22 protein-coding genes are annotated in these 24,359 nt (G+C 69.7%); 9 read left to right on the top strand and 13 right to left on the bottom strand.

Annotation, left to right across the window (positions count from 1 at the left end; genetic code table 11):
* Positions 1-10: 10 nt before the first annotated feature.
* On the bottom strand, positions 11-274 hold the full coding sequence (locus ACX80N_RS09080; RefSeq protein ID WP_459339108.1) for a YegP family protein: 264 nt from the start codon (positions 272-274) through the stop codon (positions 11-13).
* Positions 275-518: 244 nt separating this feature from the next.
* Between ACX80N_RS09080 and ACX80N_RS09075 the strand changes: the two genes are divergently transcribed.
* Positions 519-977 carry a hypothetical protein gene (locus tag ACX80N_RS09075; RefSeq protein WP_459339107.1) on the top strand — a complete coding sequence of 153 codons (459 nt, stop codon included), beginning with the start codon at positions 519-521 and terminating at the stop codon, positions 975-977.
* Positions 978-1,112: 135 nt separating this feature from the next.
* Here the strand turns inward: ACX80N_RS09075 and ACX80N_RS09070 are convergent, their stop codons facing one another.
* A complete protein-coding gene (locus ACX80N_RS09070; protein ID WP_459339106.1) occupies positions 1,113-1,961 on the bottom strand; it encodes an SDR family NAD(P)-dependent oxidoreductase in 849 nt (282 codons plus the stop codon).
* A gap of 192 nt (positions 1,962-2,153) precedes the next feature.
* Here ACX80N_RS09070 and fdhA point away from each other — a divergent pair, with 192 nt between their 5' ends.
* Positions 2,154-3,377 (top strand): formaldehyde dehydrogenase, glutathione-independent, encoded by a 1,224-nt coding sequence (gene fdhA, locus ACX80N_RS09065; RefSeq protein ID WP_105031205.1) that lies wholly within the window; start codon positions 2,154-2,156, stop codon positions 3,375-3,377.
* 390 nt (positions 3,378-3,767) lie between these two features.
* Positions 3,768-4,490, top strand: a complete 723-nt coding sequence (locus ACX80N_RS09060; protein ID WP_105031206.1) for a LysM peptidoglycan-binding domain-containing protein — start codon at positions 3,768-3,770, stop codon at positions 4,488-4,490.
* Positions 4,491-4,568: 78 nt separating this feature from the next.
* Here ACX80N_RS09060 and ACX80N_RS09055 read toward each other — a convergent pair whose 3' ends face one another.
* Both ACX80N_RS09055 and ACX80N_RS09050 read right to left on the bottom strand, forming a co-directional pair.
* Positions 4,569-5,234 (bottom strand): hypothetical protein, encoded by a 666-nt coding sequence (locus ACX80N_RS09055; RefSeq protein ID WP_459339105.1) that lies wholly within the window; start codon positions 5,232-5,234, stop codon positions 4,569-4,571.
* Between the two features lie 114 nt (positions 5,235-5,348).
* Positions 5,349-6,248 carry an SDR family oxidoreductase gene (locus ACX80N_RS09050; protein ID WP_459339104.1) on the bottom strand — a complete coding sequence of 300 codons (900 nt, stop codon included), beginning with the start codon at positions 6,246-6,248 and terminating at the stop codon, positions 5,349-5,351.
* 60 nt (positions 6,249-6,308) lie between these two features.
* Here ACX80N_RS09050 and ACX80N_RS09045 point away from each other — a divergent pair, with 60 nt between their 5' ends.
* From ACX80N_RS09045 to ACX80N_RS09035, 3 genes are read left to right on the top strand one after another with little or no spacing between them, the layout of a single operon-like run.
* Positions 6,309-7,583 carry a type III polyketide synthase gene (locus ACX80N_RS09045; protein ID WP_459339274.1) on the top strand — a complete coding sequence of 425 codons (1,275 nt, stop codon included), beginning with the start codon at positions 6,309-6,311 and terminating at the stop codon, positions 7,581-7,583.
* Positions 7,584-7,614: 31 nt separating this feature from the next.
* Positions 7,615-8,346, top strand: a complete 732-nt coding sequence (locus tag ACX80N_RS09040; RefSeq protein ID WP_459339103.1) for a class I SAM-dependent methyltransferase — start codon at positions 7,615-7,617, stop codon at positions 8,344-8,346.
* On the top strand, positions 8,339-9,475 hold the full coding sequence (locus ACX80N_RS09035; RefSeq protein WP_459339102.1) for an FAD-dependent oxidoreductase: 1,137 nt from the start codon (positions 8,339-8,341) through the stop codon (positions 9,473-9,475). Before ACX80N_RS09040 ends, ACX80N_RS09035 begins: the two co-directional genes overlap by 8 nt.
* 107 nt (positions 9,476-9,582) lie before the next feature.
* Here ACX80N_RS09035 and ACX80N_RS09030 read toward each other — a convergent pair whose 3' ends face one another.
* Positions 9,583-10,122, bottom strand: coding sequence for a hypothetical protein (locus ACX80N_RS09030; protein ID WP_459339101.1), 540 nt, complete (start codon positions 10,120-10,122; stop codon positions 9,583-9,585).
* Between the two features lie 80 nt (positions 10,123-10,202).
* Between ACX80N_RS09030 and ACX80N_RS09025 the strand changes: the two genes are divergently transcribed.
* Positions 10,203-10,604 (top strand): DUF3140 domain-containing protein, encoded by a 402-nt coding sequence (locus tag ACX80N_RS09025; RefSeq protein WP_459339100.1) that lies wholly within the window; start codon positions 10,203-10,205, stop codon positions 10,602-10,604.
* A 76-nt stretch (positions 10,605-10,680) separates the two neighbouring features.
* Here the strand turns inward: ACX80N_RS09025 and ACX80N_RS09020 are convergent, their stop codons facing one another.
* The 5 genes from ACX80N_RS09020 to speB form a co-directional block, all read right to left on the bottom strand.
* A complete protein-coding gene (locus tag ACX80N_RS09020; protein ID WP_459339099.1) occupies positions 10,681-10,884 on the bottom strand; it encodes a hypervirulence associated TUDOR domain-containing protein in 204 nt (67 codons plus the stop codon).
* A gap of 219 nt (positions 10,885-11,103) precedes the next feature.
* Complete coding sequence (locus ACX80N_RS09015; protein ID WP_459339098.1) at positions 11,104-12,747, bottom strand: alpha-amylase family protein; 1,644 nt, start codon at positions 12,745-12,747, stop codon at positions 11,104-11,106.
* The gene (locus ACX80N_RS09010) at positions 12,744-13,709 is read right to left on the bottom strand and encodes a TIGR03885 family FMN-dependent LLM class oxidoreductase (protein WP_459339097.1); all 966 of its coding nucleotides are present in this window, start codon (positions 13,707-13,709) and stop codon (positions 12,744-12,746) included. Before ACX80N_RS09010 ends, ACX80N_RS09015 begins: the two co-directional genes overlap by 4 nt.
* A 173-nt stretch (positions 13,710-13,882) precedes the next feature.
* Positions 13,883-15,574, bottom strand: a complete 1,692-nt coding sequence (locus tag ACX80N_RS09005; RefSeq protein WP_459339096.1) for a thiamine pyrophosphate-binding protein — start codon at positions 15,572-15,574, stop codon at positions 13,883-13,885.
* Positions 15,574-16,581, bottom strand: coding sequence for an agmatinase (speB, locus tag ACX80N_RS09000; protein ID WP_459339095.1), 1,008 nt, complete (start codon positions 16,579-16,581; stop codon positions 15,574-15,576). The genes ACX80N_RS09005 and speB overlap by 1 nt, the downstream gene beginning before the upstream one ends.
* Positions 16,582-16,979: 398 nt before the next feature.
* On the opposite strand from speB, the gene ACX80N_RS08995 reads away from it, so the two are divergent.
* Positions 16,980-18,788 carry an APC family permease gene (locus ACX80N_RS08995; RefSeq protein WP_459339273.1) on the top strand — a complete coding sequence of 603 codons (1,809 nt, stop codon included), beginning with the start codon at positions 16,980-16,982 and terminating at the stop codon, positions 18,786-18,788.
* Positions 18,789-18,798: 10 nt separating this feature from the next.
* On the opposite strand, the gene ACX80N_RS08990 is transcribed toward ACX80N_RS08995, so the two are convergent.
* Positions 18,799-19,374, bottom strand: a complete 576-nt coding sequence (locus ACX80N_RS08990) for a helix-turn-helix domain-containing protein (protein WP_459339094.1) — start codon at positions 19,372-19,374, stop codon at positions 18,799-18,801.
* Positions 19,375-19,529: 155 nt separating this feature from the next.
* Between ACX80N_RS08990 and ACX80N_RS08985 the strand changes: the two genes are divergently transcribed.
* Positions 19,530-21,044 (top strand): sodium:solute symporter family protein, encoded by a 1,515-nt coding sequence (locus ACX80N_RS08985; protein WP_459339093.1) that lies wholly within the window; start codon positions 19,530-19,532, stop codon positions 21,042-21,044.
* A 179-nt stretch (positions 21,045-21,223) separates the two neighbouring features.
* Here the strand turns inward: ACX80N_RS08985 and ACX80N_RS08980 are convergent, their stop codons facing one another.
* Positions 21,224-22,582 carry an AI-2E family transporter gene (locus ACX80N_RS08980; RefSeq protein ID WP_105031219.1) on the bottom strand — a complete coding sequence of 453 codons (1,359 nt, stop codon included), beginning with the start codon at positions 22,580-22,582 and terminating at the stop codon, positions 21,224-21,226.
* Positions 22,579-24,309, bottom strand: coding sequence for a long-chain-fatty-acid--CoA ligase (locus tag ACX80N_RS08975; RefSeq protein WP_459339092.1), 1,731 nt, complete (start codon positions 24,307-24,309; stop codon positions 22,579-22,581). The genes ACX80N_RS08980 and ACX80N_RS08975 overlap by 4 nt, the downstream gene beginning before the upstream one ends.
* Positions 24,310-24,359: the final 50 nt, after the last annotated feature.

Genomic DNA, 24,359 nt, shown 5'->3' with positions numbered 1-24,359 from the left:
GCGTCGCCGATCAGGCGTCGCGCCGCACCCGACCGTCCCGATCCGGGGCGCTCTGCAGCCCGAAGAGGAGCTCGTCCTGCTCGGAGGACTCGACCCGGCTGTGGTCCACCACGGGACCCGTCCCGGCGATCTCCCGGATCAGCTCGATGCCCGCGATCGCCTCCTCCTTCGTGGCGTAGAAGGTGGAGACCGCGACGAGCGTTCCGTCCGGAGCGGTCAGTTTCACCCGGAAACCATCGTCATGAGCGTCCACGAGTTTGAAGTAACCTGCCATCGTCCTACCTCCTTGTAAGGCGCATCTCCCACAACCCTGTGGCCTCCTATGATAAGCATACTTACTGACCGGTTTGACCCCTCCAGTCCTCCCATGCCGGTGCGCAGGGGACGATCAGGACGCAGTGGTGGAAGCGGGCGCAGTCGCAGGGTGCGCAGGGGCCCCGCTCGCACCTGACGGCACCACCAGCACCCAGTGGTAATCAGTAGTCGCAGATCAGAAGTCGTGAATCAGAAGGAGCATGATGACCGAGCCGAGCAGCGCAGGCAATCCCGGCAGCGCATCCCTCCCCGAGGACCACCCCCTCGGCCCGGCGGAGCCCGTCCCGCCCCTGGAGAAGGAGGCCACCCGCGCCGGCGGAGCGGCCCCGCACGACGGCGGCTCACCCGGGTCCACGGGCCGCGGGATGACGGCGGACAGGGACGGCAGCGAACGCGCGGGCGACGGGGTTCCGGACGGCAGCGCCACCGGACAGTCCGACGGCCACCCGGCGGCGGACCGGCGCGAGAACGTCCTCGACCCCTCGGCGGGATCGGCCGACCGCACCGCCGACGGCATCCGCCAGGAGCAGGGCATCCACAGCGCGGGCGCCGTGCCGGCCGCCTTCGACGGCGACAGCTCGTCGGAGGAGCCCGGGCATCGCCGCCCCGAGGACGCCGCAGCCGAACCCGATGCGTGGGACAGCGGGGGCAGCACCTCCTGACCGGCGTCCGTCGCCGGTCCGCTGCCGTCGAGCCCGCATCCGACGTGGAAGCGGGCAGCGGTCCGGTCGGCGTGCCGGTTCGGATGTGTCGCGTGCAGCGCTCCTCGCGTCAGCGACCCCGCGCCGCTCCTCGTATCAGCGGCCCCGCGCCGCGAAACCGGCCACCATCGACGACGGCGCCACCCGCGCCAGTGCCGTGAGGATCTTGTAGCGCAGGCTCGGGATGGAGACCGCCCTGCCCGCGGCGGTGTCCCTCAGCGCCTGGCGGACCACGAGCCCGGCGTCGAGCCACAGGACGGCGGGGACACCGCTCTTGTCCGCGCCCATCCGCTGATGGAAATCGGTGTGGACGAATCCGGGGCACACGGCGGTCACCCGTATCCCCTCCCGCCCGTAGGTGAGGTTCGCCCAGCGGCTGAAGCTGATCATCGCCGCCTTGCCCGCCCCGTAGGTCTCTCGCGGAGTGAAGCCGGCGACACTCGCCACGTTGATGATCGTGCCGGACCGTCGCGGCCGCATCGACTGGAGGGCCGCGTGCGCCAGGGACAGCGGCACCTCGACGTGGATGCGGAGGTGCCGAATCTCCTCGTCCAGTGCGTTGTCGGCGAAGGGCCGCACGAGCCCGTAGCCGGCATTGTTCACCAGCACGGTCACCGCGGCCGGTCCGCTCCGGCGTGGCTCCGGGCGGGACCCCGCGCCGGACACGGGCTCGGACACGGGATCGGGTGAGGCGTCGGAGCCGGCCTCGCCGCCCGCGACACGCAGGCGGGCGAGCACGCGGGCCAGTCCGTCGTCGTCGAGCAGGTCGGCGGCGAGGGTCTCGACGTCGACGCCCCACCGCGCACGGAGTGCGGCCGCCGTCTCCTCGAGCGGGGCCACAGCCCGCGCCACGAGCACGAGGCTGCAGCCACGGGCCGCGAACTGTCGGGCGAACTCCGCGCCGATGCCGGAGGTCGCGCCGGTGATGAGGACGGTTTCAGTCATGGGGCTACCCTCTCCCCGATCCGGGCCGCTCCACAAGACGGCCGGTGCACGATGCAACGTCCATGCGACCCCCTGGGCGGTAGGTTCGGCGCTATCAGCGGCCGGCGGAATTCCTTCGGGTCCCACAGCCGCTGGTTCGCGTGGCCGGGTGACCGGTCGCACCACGAACGGAATGAACGAAAGGGAAATTCCATGAGCGGTAACAGAGCTGTTGCTTACAAGGGACCGGGCAAGGTCGAGGTCATCGACATCGACTACCCCACCTTCGAGCTGAAGGACGGGCCGGGGGTGAACCCGGCCAACGTGGGCCGGGCGGTCCACCACGGCGTGATCCTGAAGACCGTCGCCACGAACATCTGCGGGTCGGACCAGCACATGGTCCGCGGCCGCACCACGGCGCCGTCGGACCTCGTGCTGGGCCACGAGATCACCGGCGAGGTGGTCGAGGTGGGACGGGACGTCGAATTCATCAAGGAGGGCGACATCTGTTCGGTGCCCTTCAACATCGCGTGCGGGCGGTGCCGCAACTGCAAGGAGCGCAAGACCGGCATCTGCCTCAATGTGAACCCGGATCGTCCGGGCAGCGCCTACGGCTACGTGGACATGGGCGGCTGGGTGGGCGGCCAGGCCGAGTACGTCCTCGTCCCGTACGCGGACTGGAACCTGCTGAAGTTCCCCGACCGGGACCAGGCCCTGGAGAAGATCCTCGACCTGACGATGCTGTCCGACATCTTCCCCACCGGCTATCACGGCGCGGTGACGGCCGGGGTCGGCGTGGGCTCCACCGTCTACATCGCGGGCGCCGGTCCCGTGGGCCTTGCCGCTGCGGCGTCGGCGCAGCTGCTGGGTGCGGCTGTCGTCGTCGTCGGGGACCTCAACGAGGACCGGCTGGCGCAGGCACGGAGCTTCGGCTGCGAGACCGTCGACGTGTCCAAGGGTGATCCGCGCGACCAGCTGGAGCAGCTGCTGGGCGTGCCGGAGGTCGACTGCGGCGTCGACGCCGTCGGGTTCGAGGCCCGCGGCCATGGGAGCGGCGCGGCGACGGAGGCACCGGCCACGGTGCTCAACTCGCTGATGCAGTTGACTGCCGCCGGCGGCGCCCTGGGCATCCCGGGCCTCTACGTCACGGGCGATCCGGGCGGCATCGACGAGGCCGCGAAGGTCGGCTCCCTGTCGCTCAGCCTCGGTACCGGCTGGGCGAAGTCACTGTCCTTCACCACCGGCCAGTGTCCGGTGATGAAATACAACCGGGGCCTCATGATGGCGATCCTGCACGACCGTGTGCACATCGCCAAGGCCGTCAACGCGAAGCCGATCGCGCTCGACGACGCGCCGCGCGGTTACGAGGAGTTCGACGCCGGGGCAGCGACGAAGTACGTGCTGGATCCCAACGGGTACCTCGCCAAGGCCGCCTGACCGATCGCGGGAATCCCGCCCGCAGAAGGGGCCCGGACGGCATCGTCCGGGCCCCTTCGCGTGCCCTCCACGGGGCCCGGGGCGCTAGTGTGGCAGAGGATCCTCAAATCAGCCACTTCCAATTCCCTGTTTTTACTCAATGTCAAGCATAGAGCCGTACCGGTTTGGCAACGAATGAAATATGCCCTACGGTGGAGGAAGTTCCCCGTCCGGGGAAGCGAAAAGCTGCCGTCAACCGAGCAGCGATGAATGCCCGGCGCCGCCCTCCACCGCTCGTTGCTCAACAGGCGGCTGCCGAACCATGACCTCTAAACCGTCAAGGTGAGCAGCGGCACGAAGAAGTCCGGGGACGGACCTAGTGCGGGTGGCCTCTCGGAGCATCGTAACCCCATGAATACACACTCCTTCAGCACCAGCGCCCGTCGTGGACTCGCCGCAGTAGCACTCACCGGCCTCGGCCTCGGCGCAGCGGCCGGTGCAGCCAACGCCGACACGTGGGATCAGCTCGCGCAGTGCGAGAGCGGCGGAAACTGGAGCATCAACACCGGCAACGGCTACCTCGGCGGCCTGCAGTTCACGCAGTCGAGCTGGAACGCTGCCGGCGGCACCGGATCGCCGAACACGGCAAGCGTCGACGAGCAGAAGCGCGTCGCGACGAACCTCCAGCAGATCCAGGGCTGGGGCGCATGGCCCGCCTGCTCCGCCAAGCTCGGTCTGAGTGGCGGCTCCTCCACGGCCTACTCCACCCAGCAGGCTCCGGCTCCGGTCCAGGCACCCGTGCAGTACGCCGCTCCGGTCCAGGCACCCGTGCAGTACGCGGCTCCGGTTCAGGCACCCGTGCAGTACGCGGCTCCGGTCCAGGCACCCGTGCAGTACGCCGCACCGGTCCAGGCACCCGTGCAGTACTCCGCACCGGTCCAGGCTCCCGCCGCCGTGGCTCCTGTCGCCCTGAGCGGCCAGACCTACACCATCCAGTCGGGTGACACCCTCAGCACCATCGCCGCCAAGCTCGGCGTCGCAGGTGGCTGGCAGGCCCTGTACGCGGCCAACACCGACACCGTGATCCACGCGGACCTGATCTTCACCGGTCACGTACTGCAGCTCCCGGCCTAGTCCGGCTCCGGTCGGCCTTCCGACCCGGATCACAGAGCCCCCGTCTCCTCGAGACGGGGGCTCTGTCGTCGGTACCGTTCAGCCGCAGGAGGTGGCGTCGACGTCGATCTTCAGGTCGTGCGCCACCGAGTAGTCGCGCTCCGGCGTCGAGAACGCCACGAGGATGTTCTCCGCGCTCCCGTGGGTCACACCCTGGGCGAGTTCGACGGTGACGATGATGTTGACGTGGGCGTCCGGCACGAACCGGTACCCGTCGGCAGGGACGGGCGGGCCGATCGGCTCCTGCGGTATGGTCGGCGCCGGCGTCGGCGTGTGCCCGCCGTGGGCGCCCGTCTCAGCGCCCGGGTGGTTGTGCCCCTCCCGGTTGGCCGTCTGCACCATCGCGGACAGGACGTTCAAGCCCTGCGGGTCCCCCAGCGTCATCTCGCCGAAGGTGAACGTCTCCAGCGTGGGATTGTGGAGCATGACCGTGTAGCGCAGGCGGCTGTCGTCCGGCTGCACGCCGCAGAGTTCCGCCCCGTCGATGCCGACGTTCAGCGGATCGTCGCCGAGGTCGTCGCCCGCGAGCAGGGCCTGACCGCCGGCGGAAGGAGCGGACTCGGCGGGCTGGGCCTGGCCCGCGGTGTTCACCCCGAGCGGGTTCTCCTCGACGGAGCCGCATCCCGAGAGCACCAGCGGGACCGCGAGCACGGCGGCGATCACGGCGTTGCGGCGCCTGGGTGGCAGTGCAGTCAGAAGTTTCACGATCAGCCCGTCCGTGTCAGCCGGCCGCCGGTCGGCGTGCCTCCGGCGCTGGTATCTGCACTTCGTCGCGCGGCGCCGTCCGGCTTGGTCCGGGCCGCTGCACGGGACGCCGGGTCAGGCCAGGTACTTGCCGCCGGTGACGCCCAGGACCTCCCCGGAGACATACCGGGCGTCGTTCGAGGCGAGGAAGACGTATGCCCCGGCCAGTTCGGCCGGCTGACCCATGCGGCCGAGGGGCGTGCCCTCGCCGAAGGACTCCAGCTTTTCGCTGGTGGTCGTGGCGGGCTGCAGGGGCGTCCACACGGGACCGGGAGCGACGGCGTTGACCCTGATCCCGCGCTCCCCCAGCAGCTCGGCGAGACTGAACGTCAGGTTGTTCAGGGCCGCTTTCGTGGCGGCGTAGTCCATGAGGCTGGTGGACGGATGGTAGCCCTGGATGGAGGTGGTGTTGATGATCGAGGACCCTGCCGCCAGGTGCGGCAGCGCCGCCTGCGTGAGCCAGACCGTGCCGTACACGTTCGTCTCGAACGTGCGCCGCAGCTGGTCGGCGTCGATGTCCGGCAGTCCTTCCGGCTGGGCGATGTGGAACCCCGCGTTGTTCACGAGGATGTCCAGCCCGCCGAGACCCTCCAGCACCGCTGCGATGGCAGCCGGCGCGTAGGACTCCTCCCTCAGGTCGCCGGGCACCGCGAGCGCGGTGCGCCCCTCGGCACGGATGAGCTCGAGGCAGCTGGCACCGTCCTCCTCCTCCTCCGGGAGGTATCCGATGGCGACGTCGGCCCCTTCCCGGGCGAAGGCGAGCGCCACGGCCCGGCCGATGCCGGAATCACCGCCCGTGATGAACGCGCGCAGCCCGGCCAGCCTGCCGTGGCCGGTGTAGCTGTCCTCGCCGTGGTCCGGGCGGGGATCCATGCGTTCAGTGAAGCCGGGGTACTCCTGCAATTCGGTGGATGCATCGACGGCGGGACCGCGCGGATCCTCCTGGTCGAGCGTGCCTGACGGATCGGTGCCCATGGTGTTCCTCACGGTGGTGGTCGGATGGCGAGGTGAACACTAAGCCTACTGTCATTGTGTTTGGCGCGTCAGTCCTCTAGTAATGGACCTATGACAGTGATCCTGAGATCCCTCGAAACGGCTGTGCCCCCCACCATCATGGTGCAGCCCCAGGTCCGCGACGTCTTCGCCGCGCAGCCGGGCCTCACGCGGCTCGGCCAGCGCCTGGTCGGCGCGGCCTTCGACTCCTCCGGGATCGATACCCGGCACACGGTCCTCGAGGAACTGACCCTCGACGGGCCCGTCGAGGACCCCCTCTTCTTCGACCAGAAGGAGCTGCGGATCCTCTCGCCGAGCACCAAGACCCGCAACGAGATCTACGCCGAACAGGGGACGACGCTCTTCGTCGAGGCGGCGCGGAAGGCCCTGGATGCGGCGTCCGGCATCGAGGCCGCGGACATCACGCACGTCGTCACGGTGTCCTGCACCGGGTTCTTCGCGCCGGGCCCCGACTACAAGGTGGTGCGGGCACTCGACCTCCCGCCGTCGGTGCAGCGTTACCACCTGGGGTTCATGGGCTGCTACGCCGCCTTCCCGGCGCTGCGCTCGGCGAAGGCGTTCTGCGATGCGGACCCCGACGCCGTCGTCCTGGTGATCTCCGCCGAACTGTGCTCGCTGCACGTCCGCACCTCGAACAACCCCGACACCATCGTGGGATCCTCGCTGTTCGCCGACGGCGCCGCGGCCGCGGTCATCTCCGCCCGGGACATCCCCCTGGACGGACCCGCGCTCAGCCTGGACCACTTCGAGACCGTGCTGACCCCGGTCGGCGAGGAGTCCATGGCGTGGAACATCGGTGACGAGGGCTTCGAGATGGTCCTCGGCACGTACGTCCCGCACATCATCGACAGCCACATCGTGGGTGCACTCGAGCCCCTGCTCGCCCGCGATCCCTCGCTCCAGGGGCTGGACTACTCGGACATCGAGCACTGGGCGATCCACCCGGGCGGACGGAGCATCCTCGACAAGGTCGAGGCCAAGCTCGGCCTCACGGAGCAGCAGCTCGTCCCCGCTCGCGAGATCCTGCGCAGGTACGGCAACATGAGCAGTGCCACGGTCATGTTCGTGCTCAAGCACATCCTCGACCAGCCGGCATCATCGGGCAACGACCGCATCTGCTCGATGGCCTTCGGTCCCGGGCTGACCGTCGAGACCGCCCTGCTCACCAGGATCGGCGCGATCCCGGCCGACGGCACAGCCGTTGCCGTGCCGGTCGCGGAGACAGCCACCGATACCGCCGCTGTCGACGCCGTACCGTCGGACCTCGAGCCCATCCTCAGCGAAGCGGGAGCATGAGCCGACGCGGGACCATGGACGGACGCGGAGCATGAGCCGGGAGAGGTTCCTCGCCACACGCGACCTCGACGCCGTCGAGGAGATGGACCGGCCCGACTGCGATCCCGTGGTACTGGAGCGCACCTACGCCCAGTTCGGCATCGTCAACGCCGTGGTGTCGGGCTGGCGCAGCACGTACACCTCGCTGCTGCGCCCCACGTTCTCACCGGACCGGACCAACACCCTCCTGGACATCGGGTCGGGTGGCGGCGACCTGCCCCGGGCCCTGGTCCGCTGGGCGCAGCTCGACGGGCTGCCGCTGGAGGTGACGGCGATCGACCCCGACGAGCGCGCGCACGCCTACGCGACGTCCCGCCCCGCCCTCCCGGGACTGTCCTTCCACCGCGCCCTGAGCTCGGAACTGGTGGCGCAGGGTGCGGTGTTCGACGCCGTCATCTCGAACCACGTGCTGCACCACCTCGACCCCACCGAGTTCACCGGCCTGCTGGACGACTCGGAACAGCTGACGCGACGCATGGCCGTGCACAGCGACATCGCCCGGCACCGCGTCGGCTACGCCCTGTTCTCGGCGGGAACGCTGCCGCTGCCCGGGTCCTACATCCGCAGGGACGGCCTGACGTCCATCCGCCGCAGCTACACGCCGGATGAACTGCGTGCGGCGGTCGCCGACCGACCGGACTGGCGGGTGCGGACGGCGGCACCGTTCATCGCCCAGCTGGTGCTCGACCGCCGGGACGCACACGGGGATGCCGGGCATGCATGACGTGATCGTCGTCGGCGGCGGACCCGTCGGGCTCTACACGGCGCTCCTGCTGCGCCAGGCGGGCCTCGACGCCGTCGTTCTCGAGCGCCGCACCGAACGCAGCACCCATTCGCGGGCCATCGGCATCCACCCCCCGGCGCTGCGTGCGCTCGAGACCGGCGGCATCGCGGACGAGCTGCGCACGCGCGGGGTCCTCATCCGGGACGGAGTGGCACGCAGCGCCGGCCGGTACGTGGGCTCCGTGTCCTTCTCCACCCTCCCCGGCCGCGAGAAGTACGTCCTCGCCGTCCCCCAGGCCGTCACCGAGGGGATCCTCGAGCGCCGCCTGGAGGAGGAGTTCCCGGGGACGGTGCGCCGCGGTGTCTCCGTCCTCACCACGCGCGACGACGGCGACCGTGCGCTGGTGGTCACGCGCACCCCGGACGGGGACGAGGTACTGGAGACGCGCCTGCTCGTCGCCGCGGACGGCGCGCGGAGCTCCATCCGGGACGTCGCCGGCATCCGCGCGCCGCTGCGCCGCTACCCGGACTGCTACGTCATGGGCGACTTCAAGGACACCACCGACGACGGCGACGACGCCGTGCTCTACCTCGAGACGGGGGGCATTGTGGAGTCGTTCCCCCTGCCCGGCGGTATCCGCCGGTGGGTGGTCCGGGTGGGCTGCCCGATGAACCGCCCGACGGCCGAGGACCTCACGCGGCTCATCAGGGACCGGACGGGCGTCGACGTCGACCCCGACACCAACTCCATGCTGAGTGCCTTCGAGGTGCAGTCGCGTCTCGCGGAGCGGTTCGTCGCGGGACGCACGGTGCTGGTGGGTGACGCGGCCCACGAGGTCTCCCCCATCGGCGGGCAGGGCATGAACCTCGGCTGGCTCGACGCCGTCCGGCTCGTGCCGATCATCGCCGCATCGCTGCGCGACGGGCACGACGTCGCCGCCCGGCTCGCCGTGTACGAGAAGGACCGCCGGGCGGAGGCGGCGCTGGCCCGGCGCAAGGCCCACCTCAACATGGCACTCGGACGCCCCTTGCCGGCGCCTCTCCTGCGCCCGCGCAACGCCGTCCTGGCCGCGATCATCAGGAACGACGCCCTGCACGGCCGGGTGGCGCGCGCCTTCACCATGCAGTGATCCCGGGTGGTTCCGGGACTTAACGGCGAAACCCCCGCGGCCCGCCGCCGTCGACACCTGCTGGTGTCGCTCGGCGCGGACGCTGCGGGGGAAGCCTGGAACAAGGCCTACTTCTTGAAGAGGCCCTTCTTGACGTTCTCGGGACGCTGCATCTCGCCCTGCTTCGATCCCATCACCACGACGATGCCGCTGATGAGGGGCAGGAGCCACTGGGTGGCCTTGAGCTGCGACTGGGCCTTGGCCAGCGCGTCGTCGGCACCGGGACGCGGTTCGGTCGCCCCTTCCGCACCCTGGTCGGCGAGTTCCCCGACCTTCTTGCCGAGGATGCCCGAGTACAGCGAGAGCGCCATGCCCACGACGGTGACGATGGTCTTCCAGACGGTGTTCGATCCGACGGAGTCCTGGGCCGCGACACGACCCTTGTTGCCGAGGATCAGGCCGATGCCGCCGATGCCGTGGATCGCGAAGGCCGCGATCTGGACAGGGGTCCACTTCGCCCAGCCGAGCGCGGAGAGGCGCGTGCGCTCCTTGGGGTCCTTCGCCTTGCCCGTTGCACCGTTGAGTCCGACAGCGCCCATCAAGGTGCCACCGAACCAGGCTGCAGCGCCGAGATCGTGGGCTGATCGTGCCAAAAGGTTTCCTGCCATGACGTAGAGCTCCTTAGACGTTGGTTCGACGTACCCTCTACATTTATCAGCCTGCTTAGGATTAAGCTATTGCCAGCTTCATGGACGGATCGGATGTGATCCTGCAGGCGGAACTGCTACGAAAGGCCGGGCGGCGCATGGCGAACGATACGAGCGATCTCGACGAGGTATGGCCCCAGTGGAAGGAAGCGGTCAACATGAGCGCGTCCCAGCTCGAGAAATGGCTTGACACCGAGGAGTCGCAGGCGGTGGGCCAGAAGGAGTCGGGCTCCGGCGAGTCCGTGGGTCACGAATCGGGGAGGCGTATCGTCGAGATCCTCGGTACCCGGCGCGACGACCTGAAGGACGACGACGTCGAGCACATGCACAAGGTGGTGGGCTATGTCCACCGCCATCTGGCACAGCGGCCCACCAAGGAGGACATCGAGTCCTCGAAGTGGCGCTACTCCCTCATGAACTGGGGACACGACCCGCTCAGGTAGCGGATCCTCCACGGAGCCGGCAAGGGCGCCCGCTGTCGCGGGCGCCCTCGCTGCGGGTACTACCTGTTCACCAGCGCTACTTCTTCGACAGCGCGCTCTCCTTGTGTGCCGCCTGCTTGCCGGACTTCGCGCTCTCCACCGTGTAGTACGGTTCGTCCTTCGAGGCCTTGAACTTCTGGTCGTCGAAGGTGAACTCCTTGTCGTGCTTCTCCACGACCTTGCCCTCGGTCTCACCCTGCGACGTGTTCCAGGTGACCTTGTCGCCCTTGCTGAATGACATTGCGTTCCCATCCTCGGTATACGTGGTCGAGCAGTTCCCTCGACACTCTCATCCGCCGGGCGGAAAGGGAACCCCGGGCATCGGCCGGTCCCCGTGGGGTTCGTCCGGCCCATCGGTACCCGGGGTAGGGAAGGGTCCCGAGGGTGCGTACGGAGGGTACGGCCGGATTCCGGCCCGGCCTCTGTGCGGAATGCGTCGCCCTGGAGCACGGGCCTCCCGTCAGAGGAGGCGCTTCTCGCCCGCCCGGACGATCCTGAGCCAGCGGTACCCGTAACCCGGCAGATCGATCTCGAGGGGGCCGTCAGTCCAGGTGACCGTCTCGTTGCCCAGAAGGTCGACCACGTGGGTGACGTCGGCGCCGCCCCGCACGTCGATGCTCACTCTGTGGGCGTCATCCGCGAAGTTGTGGAGGGCGACGAGCTGCCCGTTGGCGCTGGTGAGGCGGTGCGCGAGGACGCAGGAGTTCTCCTGCTCGAGGATGTCGAACGCTCCCCAGCCGATCTCGGGGGACTTCTTGTAGGCGGCGATGAGGTGGCGGACGAACTGCAGGAGGGAGTCCGGGTCGTGCTGCTGCGCCGAGACACTCACATGGGTCGGGGACCCGCCGCCCTCCACGACAGGCAACGGCAGCTTGTCCGCGTCCGCGTGGGAGAACCCGCCGTTGACCTCGCCCGACCATTGCATCGGGGTGCGGACAGCGGAACGTCCCGCCAGGGTCGGGTGTTCCGCCATCCCGATCTCCTCCCCGTAGTACAGCACCGGCGCGCCGGGCAGGGAGAACAGCAGGCTGTAGACCATCCTGATGCTCCGCGGGTCGTTGCCGAGCATCGGAGGAAGCCGGCGGATGATGCCTCGGCCGTGGATCCGCATCGACGACTCCGGCGCGAACGCGTCGAAGACCTCGCCGCGTTCGTCGTCCGTGAGCTGGTCGAGCGTGAGCTCGTCGTGGTTGCGCACGAAGTTCGCCCACTGGGTCACGTTCGCGAGGTCGGGCCGAGCCGCCAGCGCCCGGGCCAGCGGGGTCGCGTCCTGTCGTGCGAGGGCGAGGTAGAGCTGCTGGTTGGCGACGAAGTCGAACTGCATGGTCAGTTCGTTCCCGTGGTCTCCGAAGTACGCTTCCTGCTCGTCATAGGGCAGGTTCACCTCACCGAGCAGCATGCCCGTCCCGCTGCGCCGCCCGACGTAGCTCCTCAGGGCCCGCAGGTAGTCGTGCTCGTTGTGGCCGTCGGCCTGAATGAGGAACGGGACGGCGTCGACCCTGAACCCGTCGATGCCGAGCTGCAACCAGAAGCCGATGACTTTGGCGATCTCCTCGCGCACCTCGGGGTTGGTGGTGTCGAGGTCGGGCTGGTGGTGGTAGAAGGAGTGCTCGTAGTACTGGCCTGCCTCCTCGTCATAGGACCAGACGCCGTCCTCCCTGTCAGGGAACATGTTCGCCCGCCCGTCCTCGGGCTTGTCGTCGCGCCACGTGTAGTAGGCGCGGTAGCGGTTGTCGCGGCTCGAGCGGGCCTTCTGGAACCAGGGATGCTCGATCGATGTGTGATTCACGACGAGGTCGACGATGACACGCATCCCGCGGTCGTGGGCGGTGCGGACCATCTCCACGAGGTCACCGAGGTGACCGTTGCGTTCGTCGACCCCGAAGTAGTCGGAGATGTCGTAGCCGTTGTCCTGGCGGGGCGAGGGGTAGAACGGGGCCAGCCAGATGCAGGTCACCCCGAGTTCCTCGAGGTAGTCCAGCCGCTGGCCCAGCCCCTCGAGGTCACCCACCCCGTCGTCGTCCCAGTCCATGAACGTCTCGACGTTGAGGTTGTAGAAGACGGCGGTCTTCCACCACAGGTCACTGGTGTCGGTGATCCTCATCGGGTCGCAGTCAGTTGGGGGAGGACATGCTCGGCCATCACGGACAGGAAGTGGCGCTGGTCCTTCCCGACGTTGTGCAGGTAGATGCGGTCCGCACCCCGTTCGCCGATGTCGTGGAGCAGTCCGGTGAGTGCGGCGTGGTCGTCGGTGATGAACACGGACTCGGCGACGGCGTCCGGGGAGACGTGCTCGGCGGCCTGGTCGTAATGCTGCACCGTCGGGAGGTCCCAGGACAGTGGGGGCGGGAAGACGTTCGTCCGCCACTGATCGTGTGCCACCCGCAATGCCTCGTCGCGGGTGGGAGCGACGCTGACCTGCGCCTGGATGATGACATCACCGATACCGCCGGCATCCCGGTACGCGCCGATGACCGCGCTCACCTCGTCGAGGGGCTGCAGGATGGTGATGAGCCCGTCGGCCCAGGACGCCACCCATGCTGCGGTCTCCCGCGTGACCGCAGCCCCGATCAACGGCGGAGGGGTGTCCGGAACGGACCAGACCTTCGCCCGGTCCACTGTGATCAGACCCTGGTGGGTGACTTCCTCCCCCGCCAGCAGTGCCCGGATCACGCTGACGGATTCCCTGAGCCGTGCCTTCCGTTCGGGTTTCGCGGGCCATCGGTCTCCGGTGATGTGTTCGTTCATCGCCTGTCCGCTGCCGAGGGCGGCCCAGAACCTGCCCGGGTACAGGAGTTCGAGGGTCGCGATGGCCTGGGCCGTGATGACCGGGTGGTAGCGCTGCCCGGGGGCCGTCACCACGCCGAACGACAGGTCGGTCGCCTCGAGCGCCGAGCCCAGCCAGGACCACGCGAACCCGGATTCGCCCTGCCGTTCGCTCCACGGCGTGAGGTGGTCCGAACACATGGCAGCTCCGAATCCCGCCACCTCGGCCTCCTTCACCACATTCAAAAGGGCGCGGGGGCCGAGTTGTTCGTGCGAGCAATGGAAGCCGACTACCGTCACGGGGCATACCTCATCTGTGGGATCGGGGCTGTGCTGGTCGTGCCCCTCAAGCTTCGACCGGCAGGTTCGCCCGACGCAAGTCCGCGACAGGTGCTGCGACGGATCCTGGTCGACGAGTCCGACGCCGGCCGGGACCCGATGCGGTCCGTCGATGTGGCCGATCCGCTCCGGCGCTAGGCCTCGAGGTGCGTGGGCGCGAAGAGCCGGATGAGCGTCTCCACCACGACGACGTTCGGGCCCTCCGCCGCGAGGCTCTCCCGCAGGGCCTGGCCGACGTCCTCCGGGGCCACCCGGCGTGCCGGGACGCCGAAGGACTCGGCGAGCGCCACGAAGTCCGGCCGTGCCAGCTCGGTGGCCGTCGCCTTACCGAAGGCGCCCTCCATGTACTCGCGGAGAATGCCGTAGCCGCCGTCGTCGACGATCAGCCAGGTGACCGGGATGTCGTGCTGGCGCGCGGTGGCGAGTTCGGCGATCGAGTACATCGCGGACCCGTCCCCGGAGACCGCGAGCACCCGTGCGGGCAGGCCGCGCGACGCCAGGCCCACGGACCCGCCGATGGCGCCGGGGAAGCCGAAACCGAGGCCGCCGGCACCTTGGGCTGAGTGGAACTGGCCCTCGCGGGCGTCCCAGCAGCTCCACGCCCAGTAGGCGGAGATGGTCATGTCCCAGAACGTCTGCATCCCGGCCGGGACGGCCTCGCGGATGTCCTGCAGGAAGGCGCGCTCCTTGCCGAGGTCCTGCGCGTCGAGGCGCGCACCGACGCGTCGGAGGGTCTCGGCGACCAGGGCGGCGGCGTCGTACCCGGGCTGGCGGTCGCGGGGCAGCGGCTCGAGCGCCCCGTCGAGCGCCGCGAGGGCCTGGCCGGCGTCGGCGCGGATGCCGAGGGCGGGCCGGTTGGACTCCAGGACGCGCGGTTCGGCGTCGATCTGGATGATGCGGCCGCGGGGTTCCAGCGTGAAGTAGTTGGAGGTGACCTCGCCCAGCGACGACCCGACGACGAGGAGGACGTCCGCGTCCTCGAGGACCTCCGTCACGTGGCGGTCCTCGACCCACGACTGCAGGGACAGCTCGTGCGTCCAGGGGAAGGCCCCGTTGCCACCCGGCGAGCAGACCACCGGGGCGCCGAGCTTCTCGGCGAGCGAGAGCAGCCACTTCTCGGCCCTGCCGCGCCGCGTGCCGCCACCGGCGACGATCGCCGGCCGCTTCGAGTCCTTGAGCCAGGCCACGGCCTCGCGGACCAGTTCGATGCGCGGCGGGTTGTCGAACGGCTCGGCGAGCGCGTCCTCGACCTCCGGCACCATCACGGGATCCAGCAGGACGTTCTGCGGCACCTCGACCCAGACGGGGCCCTGCGGCGAGGACACCGCCTCGGTCCAGGCGTCCTGGATGGCCGACGGGATGCCGGAGGCGTGCTGGATCAGGCGCTGGCTCTTGGTGACGTTCGCCGCCGAGGCCTTCTGGTCGTCGAGCTGGTGCAGCATGCCCTTGCGCCGCGCGCCCAGGCCCTCGAGCGGGATCTGGCTCGCGACGACCACCATCGGGACACCCGTCGCGTACGCCTCCTGCAGGCCGGCGAGCGAGGTCAGCGCACCCGGACCGGTGGAGAGGAACAGCACGCCGACGTCGCCCGTGGCGCGGGAGAAGCCGTCAGCGGCGAAGGCCGAGTTGTTCTCCACGCGCGAGGAGACGAAGCGCAGCTCGGAGCGCGACAGCGCGTCGAAGAGCCCGAGCGCGTGCTGCCCGGGGATGCCGAAGACCGTCGTCGCACCCAGGGCGGACAGGGTCTCGACCACGAGGTCCCCGCCGTTGCGCTGGCCGGTGACGGGGGCGGGGGGCGCGGAGGCGGCGCCGTCGGTGATGTCCATTACCGGTCCTTCGTTGTCGGAGCCGCGGCGGGCGCTTCGGGGGTGAGCGTGTCGGCCATCAGCGTCACGAGGTCGTAGGCCACGTGGGAGGCGGCGACGCCGGTGAGTTCGGCGTGGTCGTAGGCGGGGGCCACCTCGACGACGTCGGCGCCGACGAGGTTCAGGCCGCGCAGTCCGCGCAGGATCTCGAGCAGTTCACGGCTCGTGATGCCACCTGCCTCGGGGGTGCCGGTGCCGGGGGCGTGCGCGGGATCGAGGACGTCGATGTCCACCGAGACGTAGAGCGGGCGGTTCCCGATGCGCGAGCGCAGCCTGTCGACCACCTCGTCCACGCCCTGGCGGTACACATCGGAGGAGGTCACGATGCCGAACCCGAAGCGGCGGTCGTCCTCGAGGTCACGCACGCCGTACAGCGGGCCGCGCGTGCCCACGTGGGAGATGGCCTCGGTATCGAGGATCCCCTCCTCCACGGCCCGTCGGAAGGGGGTGCCGTGCGTGTACTCAGCGCCGAAGTAGGTGTCCCAGGTGTCCAGGTGGGCGTCGAAGTGCAGCATGGCCACAGGCTGTCCCGCGCGCTCCGCCGCCGCACGCAGCAGCGGCAGGGCGATGGTGTGGTCACCGCCGAGCGTGACCAGGCGGGCGCCGTCGGCCGTGAGGTCCAGGGCGTCCTGCTGGATGGTCTCGATGGCCTCGTTGATGTTGAACGGGTTCACCGCCATGTCCCCGGCGTCGGCCACCTGCACGCGCTCGAACGGCGAGACGTCGAGGGCGGGGTTGTAGGGGCGCAGCAGGCGCGACGCCTCGCGGACGTGGTTGCCACCGAACCGCGCGCCGGGGCGGTAGGAGACGCCGGAGTCGAAGGGGATGCCGACGACAACGATGTCCGCGCGCTCCACCTGGTCGAGGCGGGGCAGGCGCGCGAAGGTGGCGGCCCCTGCGTAGCGGGGGATCCGGGAGGAATCGATGGGGCCGAGGTGCCCGCCTCCGGTGACGCGCAGTTCTTCCACAGCTTCCGTCCTGTCCGGGCTGTCCTCGCCCGTGCGAAGTTGCCCAATATGCATCAAAGGTTTTGCACAAGGCTATTCCGGGCCGCAGGTGCGGTCAAGGATCGGCGTCCTGCGGAACGGGTGGGCCGGGCGCGCGAAGCCATCCCGGCGGAACCACACACCTGTGTCGCGGTTCCTGGAGGGCGCGGAAGGAGCCCCATCAAGGAAGCGTTAAGACGCCCGGATGGCGGGCGGGGCGGTCCTACTGTGATCGGGTGAGTTCTTCCGTACGTACCCAGTCACCCGCGCACACGCGGGCCCAGGGCAGGAGGCGCCTCGGGCGCTGGCTGCTCAACGAGTCCAGCCAGCCCACCGCGCACCAGCCCGAGCCCGAGCGCACGCAGTCGTGGTGGAGGGTCATGTGCCTGACCGGCGTCGACTACTTCTCCACCCTCGGCTACCAGCCCGCCATCGCGGCTGCGGCAGCGGGCGTGCTCTCCCCGATCGCCACCCTCATCCTGGTGTCCGTCACCCTGTTCGGCGCACTGCCGGTGTACAAGCGCGTGGCGTCGGAGAGCCCGCGCGGCGAAGGCTCCATCGCCATGCTGGAGAAGCTCCTGCCCAAGTGGCGCGGCAAGATCTTCGTCCTCGTGCTCCTGGGCTTCGCGGCCACGAGCTTCCTCATCACGATGACGCTGTCCGCGGCCGACGCCAGCGCGCACCTCATCGAGAACCCCTTCGCCCCCACCTGGCTGCACGGCCAGGAGGTCCTCATCACGGTGCTGTTCATCGCGCTGCTGTCGGCCGTCTTCCTCCGCGGCTTCCGGGAGGCCATCGGCATCGCCGTGGCCATCGTCGCCGTGTTCCTGCTGCTCAACCTCGTGGTGGTCGTCGTCTCCGTGGCCCAGATCATCGCGCAGGACGGCGTCGTCTCCGACTGGTGGACGGCCCTGAACACCCAGCACGGCAATCCCCTGCTCATGGTCGGCCTCGCCGTCCTGATCTTCCCGCGGCTCGCGCTGGGGCTGTCCGGCTTCGAGACCGGCGTCGTCGTGATGCCGCAGATCGACGGCAAGCCCGGCGACACCGAGGAGGACCCGGCCGGCCGGATCGAGGGCGCCCACAAGCTGCTCACCTCGGCCGCGCTCATCATGAGCGGGCTCCTCATCGCCTCGAGCTTCGTCACCACGCTGCTCATCCCGGCCGAGGCCTTCGGGGAGGGCGGCCCGGCGAACGGCCGTGCCCTGGCCTATCTTGCGCACCTCTACCTCGGTGACGCGTTCGGCACCGTCTACGACATCTCGACCATCAGCATCCTCTGGTTCGCGGGCGCCTCGGCCATGACCGGACTCCTGAACCTCGTGCCGCGCTACCTCCCCCGCTACGGCATGGCCCCGGCCTGGGCCAAGGCCGTCCGCCCGCTCGTGCTCGTCATCACCCTCATCGCCGTCCTGGTCACGTTCCTCTTCAAGGCCGACGTCGAGGCCCAGGGCGGTGCGTACGCCACCGGCGTCCTCGCCCTCATCACCTCCGCGTCGGTCGCGGTCACGCTGTCGGCGCGCCGCAAGCACCAGCGGGGACTGACCATCGGCTTCGGCATCGCGACGGTCGTCTTCGTCCTGACGACGGCGGTCAACATGATCGAGCGCCCCGACGGGCTGAGGATCGCTGCCTTCTTCATCCTCGGCATCATCGTCATCTCGATCATCTCCCGCTCGCGCCGCGCCTTCGAGCTGAGGGCCACGAGCATCAGGATGGACGAGACGGCCCTGTCCTTCGTCAGCTCCCAGGACGACGGCGACATCCTGCTGATCGCGCACGAACCCAAGCGCCTGAGCAGCTCGGCCTACCGCCACAAGCACCAGCACGCCTGCGCCGTGTCGCACATCCCGAACACGGCCAGGCCGCTGTTCATCGAGGTGACCGTGGACGATTCGTCCGAGTTCGAGACGGAACTGCGCGTCCGTGGCGTCGTGCGGCACGGTTACCGCATCCTCGAGGTCCACAGCTCCAATGTCCCGAACACCATCGCCGCCGTCATGCTGCACATCCGCGACACCACCGGCCTCATGCCGCACGTCTACTTCCGCTGGACGGAGGGCGACCCGGTGGCGAACCTCTTCAAGTTCCTCTTCACCGGCGAGGGCGAGATCGCACCGGTGACGCGCGAGGTGCTGCGGGCCGCGGAGCCGGACGTCACCAAGCGCCCCTGGGTGCATGTGGGCTGAGCCCCCGGGTCTATCCCGACGCCGCCGGCACGAGCGTCCACAGCACCACGGCCTCGCGGTCGTCGGGGTTGAGCCAGGTATGGGGTTCCCGGCCCGGGAAGGTCACGGTGTCCCCCGCGTCGAGCTCGTACCTGCTGTTCGGGAAGATCAGCACGAACCGACCCTCGACGACGTGCAGGGTCTCCACCTCGCAGTCCACCGAGTAGAGCTCGTCCTCGCCCCGGCCGTAGGGCTCCACGACGGCGCGGATCATCTGGAGCCGCCGCTCGGAGCGGGCCGTCATGAGGCGCTCGTTGATGCCCTGGCCGCCCAGGCTGATGCGCGGGGCTTCCGCCGCACGCGTCAGGTGCGTCTCGGGCACCTGGAAGAGGTCGCCGATCGAGATGGACAGCACCTGGCACAGCGTCACGAGCGAGGCGACGGACGGCGATGTGAGGTCGCGCTCCACCCTGCTGAGGAAGCCCTTCGTCAGGCCGGTCGACTCGGCGACCTGCTCGATCGTCATGCGCTGGGCCTGCCGCGCGGCGCGGATCCGCGACCCGATGGCAACAGGAGCATTGGTGGGTTCGACGGGCAGGGCCTTCATGCGTGTCCTCTCCTTCGACGCTCCGGGAAGCCTACAGCGCTCCCGCTGTAACAGGGGCCGACCCGGTTGACGCGTGAGCCGCGTCACGAGTAGCTTACGGGGCAACAATAGTTGCCCCTAGGGCATCCCAAGGACACCGACTGAAGGACTCGTCCATGCAGGCACTCAATATCGCCATCGTGGTGGCCTACCTCGTCGCCATGCTGGGCTTCGGCTGGTGGGGCAAGTCGCGCACCCGCAACGCCAGCGACTACCTCGTGGCGGGGCGGCGCCTCGGGCCCCTGCTCTACACGGGCACCATGGCCGCCGTCGTCCTCGGCGGAGCCTCCACGGTGGGCGGGGTGGGCCTCGGCTACCAGTACGGCATCTCCGGCATGTGGCTCGTGGTGGCCATCGGGACCGGCGTCCTGCTGCTCAGCCTGCTGTTCGCCCCCACCATCCAGAGGCTGAAGATCTACACCGTCTCGCAGATGCTCACCCTGCGCTACGGGCACCGCGCCACGCGCGTCTCGGGCATCGTCATGCTCGCCTACACCCTCATGCTCTGCGCCACGTCCACGGGCGCCTACGCCACGATCTTCGTGGTCCTCTTCGGTTGGGACCGCGCACTGTCCATTTTCGTCGGCGGGGCGATCGTCCTGGTCTACTCGACGATCGGCGGGATGTGGTCGATCACCCTGGCGGACATGGCCCAGTTCATCATCAAGACCATCGGCGTCTTCGCCCTCATGCTGCCCTTCTCCCTGGCGGCGGCGGGCGGATTCGCCGGTATCGCCGAGCGCGCGGGGGACGAGTTCTTCAGCATCACCGGCATCGGCGCGCAGAGCATCATCACCTACTTCGTGGTCTACACGCTCGGGCTGCTCATCGGCCAGGACATCTGGCAGCGCGTCTTCACCTCGCGCACGCCGGAGATCGCGCGCTGGGGCGGTTCGGCGGCCGGGATCTACTGCATCCTCTACGGGGTGGCCGGCGCCATCATCGGCATGAGCGCCAGCGTGATCCTGCCCGCCATCGAGTCCAGGGACGACGTCTACGCCGACGTGGCCCTCAACGTGCTGCCGGTCGGCATCGGCGGGCTCGTCCTCGCCGCGGCCGTCGCGGCCATGATGTCCACGGCGTCGGGTGCCCTGATCGCCGCCGCCACGGTGGCACGGACCGACGTGGTGCCCTTCGTGGCCGGCTGGTTCGGCGGGCGTGGCACGGGCGGCAAGGGAGGCACGGAGCGTGCCACGTCCGAGCACGACGTCTCCTCGAGCCGCTGGTGGGTCCTCGGCCTCGGAGTCGTCACGATCGCGCTCGCCGTGATCGTGCAGGACGTCGTGGCGGCCCTGACCATCGCCTACGACATCCTGGTGGGCGGCCTCCTCGTGGCGATCCTCGGCGGCCTCGTCTGGCGCCGGGGCAACGGCATTGGGGCCGGGGCGTCCATGGCGGCCGGCACCCTCGTGACCCTCGGCGTCATGACCTACCTCGAGGTCACGGCGGAGGCCCGGTACGACGGCATCTACGCCAATGAGCCGATCTACTACGGTCTCGCGGTGTCCGCGTTCGTCTACGTCGTGGTCTCGCTCGCCACCCGGCCCACGGACTCCCGGGTGATGGCGGCCTGGGACCGGCGGGTGGCAGGGGAGGTCCCCGACGACGTCCCCGTCGACGCCGCACGCTGAGCGCGGACTCACGGACTCACGGACTCACGGACTCACGGACTCACGGAGCCATGAACCCTTGAACGCAGGAATGCAGGAGGGCTCCCGGCAAGTGCCGGGAGCCCTCCTGCATTCCTGGGCCGACCACAGCCGGCGGCGCAGGTCCGCCGACCACTGCACGGACCGCAATGCGGCTTCCGTCAGGCGGGTGACGATCCTCCGGAACGGCCCGTGGTGCCGCGCGTGCGGGAATCGTCGAGGGTACGGGCACCGTCGAAGGTATCGGCGGCGCGGTCGTCGTCGTCGTGCCCGTCGATCCTGCGGTTCTGTGTGCCGGGGCGGTCCTCCGCCTCGTCCGATGCCGAGAGAGCCTGCTCGACCTTGGCGGCCTGCTCCTCCTTGGGGGTGGAGCTCAGGCCGTGCCCGGTCTCGTCGAGTGCCGTCAGCACCTCGGCCTTGTCGATCTCGGCCTCGGTGATCTCTTCGTCCTTCTCCTGGTTCCAGGCCTTGATGGCGGCCCACCCGACGGCCGCCACGGGGACGGAGAGGATGGCGCCGATGATGCCGGCGAGGATGGTGCCGGCGGTCAGGGCGAGCAGGATGACGAGCGCGTGCACCTGCAGGGTACGGCCCATGACCACGGGCTGCAGGAAGTTGCCCTCGAGCTGGTTCACCACGATCACCACGATGATGACCATCAGCGCCACGAACGGGCCGTTGGCCACGAGCGCGATCAGGGCCGCGAGAACACCGGCCAGCGTCGCACCGACCAGCGGGATGAAGGCGCCGACGAACACGATCGCGGCCAGGGGCAACGCGAGCGGCACTCCGAGGACCACGAGCGCGATGCCGATGAACACGGAGTCGACGAGGGCCACGATGGCCGTACCGCGCACGTAACCACCGAGGACGGCCATGCTGCTGTAGCCGACCCGGCGGGCCTTCACGAGGCGCTTGCCCTTGAACGCGCGGAGCATGAACGCCCAGATCTTCTCGCCGTCCTTCAGGAAGAAGAAGAGGATGACCACCATGAGCAGGGCCCCGGCGATGAAGTTGCCGGCCGCGCTGAGCCCGGAGATGGCACCTGCGCCGGCGGTACTGCTGGTCGCGAAGTCGACCGCCGCGTCCCGGGCCTGCTGGATCTGCGCGTCGTCGATGGGGATGGGACCGTTCTGGGCGAACGCGTACAGCTGGTCGAAGCCCTCGGTCGCACTGGCTGCCAGCTCATCCGCCTGTCCGATGACTGCGAACACGATGCCCGTGATGAGCCCGCCGAAGAGGACCAGGAGCAGCAGGAAGGACACGCCCGTGGCGAGCGAGGGACTCCAGCCCTTCCGCCGCAGCCAGAGCACGAACGGTCCGATCGCGGCCGCCAGGATGAGCGCCAGGAGCATCGGGATCACCACGAGCCGCACCTGGATCAGCGCGTAGACGGCCACCACCGCCAGCACCAGGACGATGAGGACCTGCGCCGAGCGGATGCTGGCATTACCGAGGCTGTCGCGCCACGGCCCCTTCGGGGCCGGCGCTCCCGCCCGCACTGCTGGGGAGTGGGTCATCGACTGTCACCTGTTCCTTCGGCCCGAGAGCCCTCGTTGAGTAGTTGCGTGCGTACCTCGCGCCGGAGGATTTTGCCGATCAGGGATCGGGGCAGATCCTCCGCCTGCACGATGGTGCGTGGGACCTTGTAGGCCGCGAGCGCGTCGCGGCAGTGGGAGCGCAGGGAGTCGACGTCGAGCGTCGCGCCGTCGGCCAGCACGACGACGGCGGCGACGTCCTCGCCACCTGCTGCCCGCGGGAGTCCGACCACGGCCGCGTCGACGACGCCGGGATGCGCCGTCAGGGCGTCCTCCACCTCGGAGGGCGCCACGTTGAAGCCACCGGTGATGATGAGCTCCTTGATGCGGTCGACGATCGTCAGGAAGCCCTGGGTGTCCATGCTGACGATGTCCCCGGTGCGGAACCAGCCGCCGTCGAGCAGCGCGGCGCGCGTCTCGTCGGGGCGGCGCCAGTAGCCCTGGAACACCTGGGGCCCGCGGATGAGCAACTCCCCCGCCTCGCCCGGTGGGCGATCCCGGGTGGGGTCCTCCGGGTCGACGATCCGGACGTCCGTGCCGGGGAACGGCACCCCGACCGTCCCGGGGCGCCGCGTGGGGCCGATCGGGTTGCCCGCCGCGACCGGGGAGGTCTCCGTCAGCCCGTAGCCCTCGATGAGGTAGCCGCCCGTGGCCGCCTCCCAGGTCTCGACCGTCGACGGAGGAAGGTTCATCGCGCCCGAGATCGCGAACCGGATGCTGCGCAGGTCCGCGCCGCGCTCGGCCGCTCCGGCCGCGAGCCGCTCGTAGATGGGCGGGACCGCGGGCAGGAAGGTGGGCGGGCTCTTGACCGCCGCGTCGAGCACGAGCCCGACGTCGAAGCGGGGGAAGAGGACGAGCTTCGCGCCGATGCTCATCGCGAAGGTCAGGCACAGCGTCAGGCCGTAGGCGTGGAACATGGGCAGGACGGCGTAGACCGTCTCACGCCCGGCTTCGAGGCCCGGCACCCACGCGCGTCCCTGGGCCGCGTTCGCGAGCAGGTTCCGGTGCGTGAGGATGGCCCCCTTCGGGGTGCCGGTGGTCCCGCTGGTGTACTGCAGGACGGCAGTGTCCCCGGCGGTCGGGCGGGGGTGCCCGGAGGGCAGCGGCCGGTGGCGGAGCAGGTCGCGCCACGCCACGAGCCTGCGGGGGCCGGTGAGCTTCTCCGTCGTCGTGAGTGCTTCCCGTGCCTCGCGCGCCCGGCGGACCGGGAGCTTCAGGGCGAGCCGGCGCGACGCCGGCATCGCGGCGACCAGGTCAACCGCCACCACCGCGGTGACCGGGATGTCGGCCGGCAGGCTCTGCACGCGCGGGGCCACGCGGTCCCAGACGATCGCGACCGTGGCCCCGTGGTCCTCGAACTGGTGGCGCAGCTCGCGGTCGGTGTAGAGCGGGTTGTGCTCGACGACGATCGCCCCGAGCCGCAGGACGGCGTAGAAGGCGATGATGTGCTGCGGGCAGTTCGGCAGGACCAGGGCCACGCGGCTGCCGGCGGTCACCCCGAGCGACCGGAGGCCGGCAGCGGCGCGGTCGACGGCGTCGCCCAGGTCCCCGTACGTCGTCGGGGCCCCGAAGAACTCGAGGGCCGTCGCCCTGCGGTAGGTGCGGACCGATGCGTCGAGGAGGTCCGACAGGGTGCCCTCGGGCACGTCGAACGATCGGGGCACGCCGGGGGCGTAACTCTCCACCCAGGGTCGGGCTGCCAGATCCATAAGCCTGCTTTCTGTTATCCGTCCGACTGTATCGCGCGTTGTCCGGTGAC

Source organism: Arthrobacter sp. MDT2-16 (assembly GCF_054510925.1).
The sequence above is the reverse complement of the archived record's forward strand: the minus strand, read 5'-3'. Positions and strand labels throughout refer to the sequence as shown.

What these genes read in the sequence shown, in the direction of transcription:
- ACX80N_RS08985 (WP_459339093.1), top strand. Translation starts at nt 19,530, where the DNA reads ATGCAGGCACTCAATATCGCCATCGTGGTGGCCTACCTCGTCGCCATG.
- ACX80N_RS09050 (WP_459339104.1), bottom strand. Translation starts at nt 6,248, where the DNA reads ATGGGCACCGATCCGTCAGGCACGCTCGACCAGGAGGATCCGCGCGGT.
- ACX80N_RS09020 (WP_459339099.1), bottom strand. Translation starts at nt 10,884, where the DNA reads ATGTCATTCAGCAAGGGCGACAAGGTCACCTGGAACACGTCGCAGGGT.
- ACX80N_RS08990 (WP_459339094.1), bottom strand. Translation starts at nt 19,374, where the DNA reads ATGAAGGCCCTGCCCGTCGAACCCACCAATGCTCCTGTTGCCATCGGG.
- ACX80N_RS09005 (WP_459339096.1), bottom strand. Translation starts at nt 15,574, where the DNA reads ATGGACATCACCGACGGCGCCGCCTCCGCGCCCCCCGCCCCCGTCACC.
- fdhA (WP_105031205.1), top strand. Translation starts at nt 2,154, where the DNA reads ATGAGCGGTAACAGAGCTGTTGCTTACAAGGGACCGGGCAAGGTCGAG.
- ACX80N_RS09035 (WP_459339102.1), top strand. Translation starts at nt 8,339, where the DNA reads ATGCATGACGTGATCGTCGTCGGCGGCGGACCCGTCGGGCTCTACACG.
- ACX80N_RS09070 (WP_459339106.1), bottom strand. Translation starts at nt 1,961, where the DNA reads ATGACTGAAACCGTCCTCATCACCGGCGCGACCTCCGGCATCGGCGCG.
- ACX80N_RS09030 (WP_459339101.1), bottom strand. Translation starts at nt 10,122, where the DNA reads ATGGCAGGAAACCTTTTGGCACGATCAGCCCACGATCTCGGCGCTGCA.
- ACX80N_RS08995 (WP_459339273.1), top strand. Translation starts at nt 16,980, where the DNA reads ATGTGCCTGACCGGCGTCGACTACTTCTCCACCCTCGGCTACCAGCCC.
- ACX80N_RS08975 (WP_459339092.1), bottom strand. Translation starts at nt 24,309, where the DNA reads ATGGATCTGGCAGCCCGACCCTGGGTGGAGAGTTACGCCCCCGGCGTG.
- ACX80N_RS09080 (WP_459339108.1), bottom strand. Translation starts at nt 274, where the DNA reads ATGGCAGGTTACTTCAAACTCGTGGACGCTCATGACGATGGTTTCCGG.
- ACX80N_RS09040 (WP_459339103.1), top strand. Translation starts at nt 7,615, where the DNA reads ATGAGCCGGGAGAGGTTCCTCGCCACACGCGACCTCGACGCCGTCGAG.
- ACX80N_RS08980 (WP_105031219.1), bottom strand. Translation starts at nt 22,582, where the DNA reads ATGACCCACTCCCCAGCAGTGCGGGCGGGAGCGCCGGCCCCGAAGGGG.
- ACX80N_RS09075 (WP_459339107.1), top strand. Translation starts at nt 519, where the DNA reads ATGACCGAGCCGAGCAGCGCAGGCAATCCCGGCAGCGCATCCCTCCCC.
- ACX80N_RS09025 (WP_459339100.1), top strand. Translation starts at nt 10,203, where the DNA reads ATGGACGGATCGGATGTGATCCTGCAGGCGGAACTGCTACGAAAGGCC.
- ACX80N_RS09060 (WP_105031206.1), top strand. Translation starts at nt 3,768, where the DNA reads ATGAATACACACTCCTTCAGCACCAGCGCCCGTCGTGGACTCGCCGCA.
- ACX80N_RS09015 (WP_459339098.1), bottom strand. Translation starts at nt 12,747, where the DNA reads ATGAGGATCACCGACACCAGTGACCTGTGGTGGAAGACCGCCGTCTTC.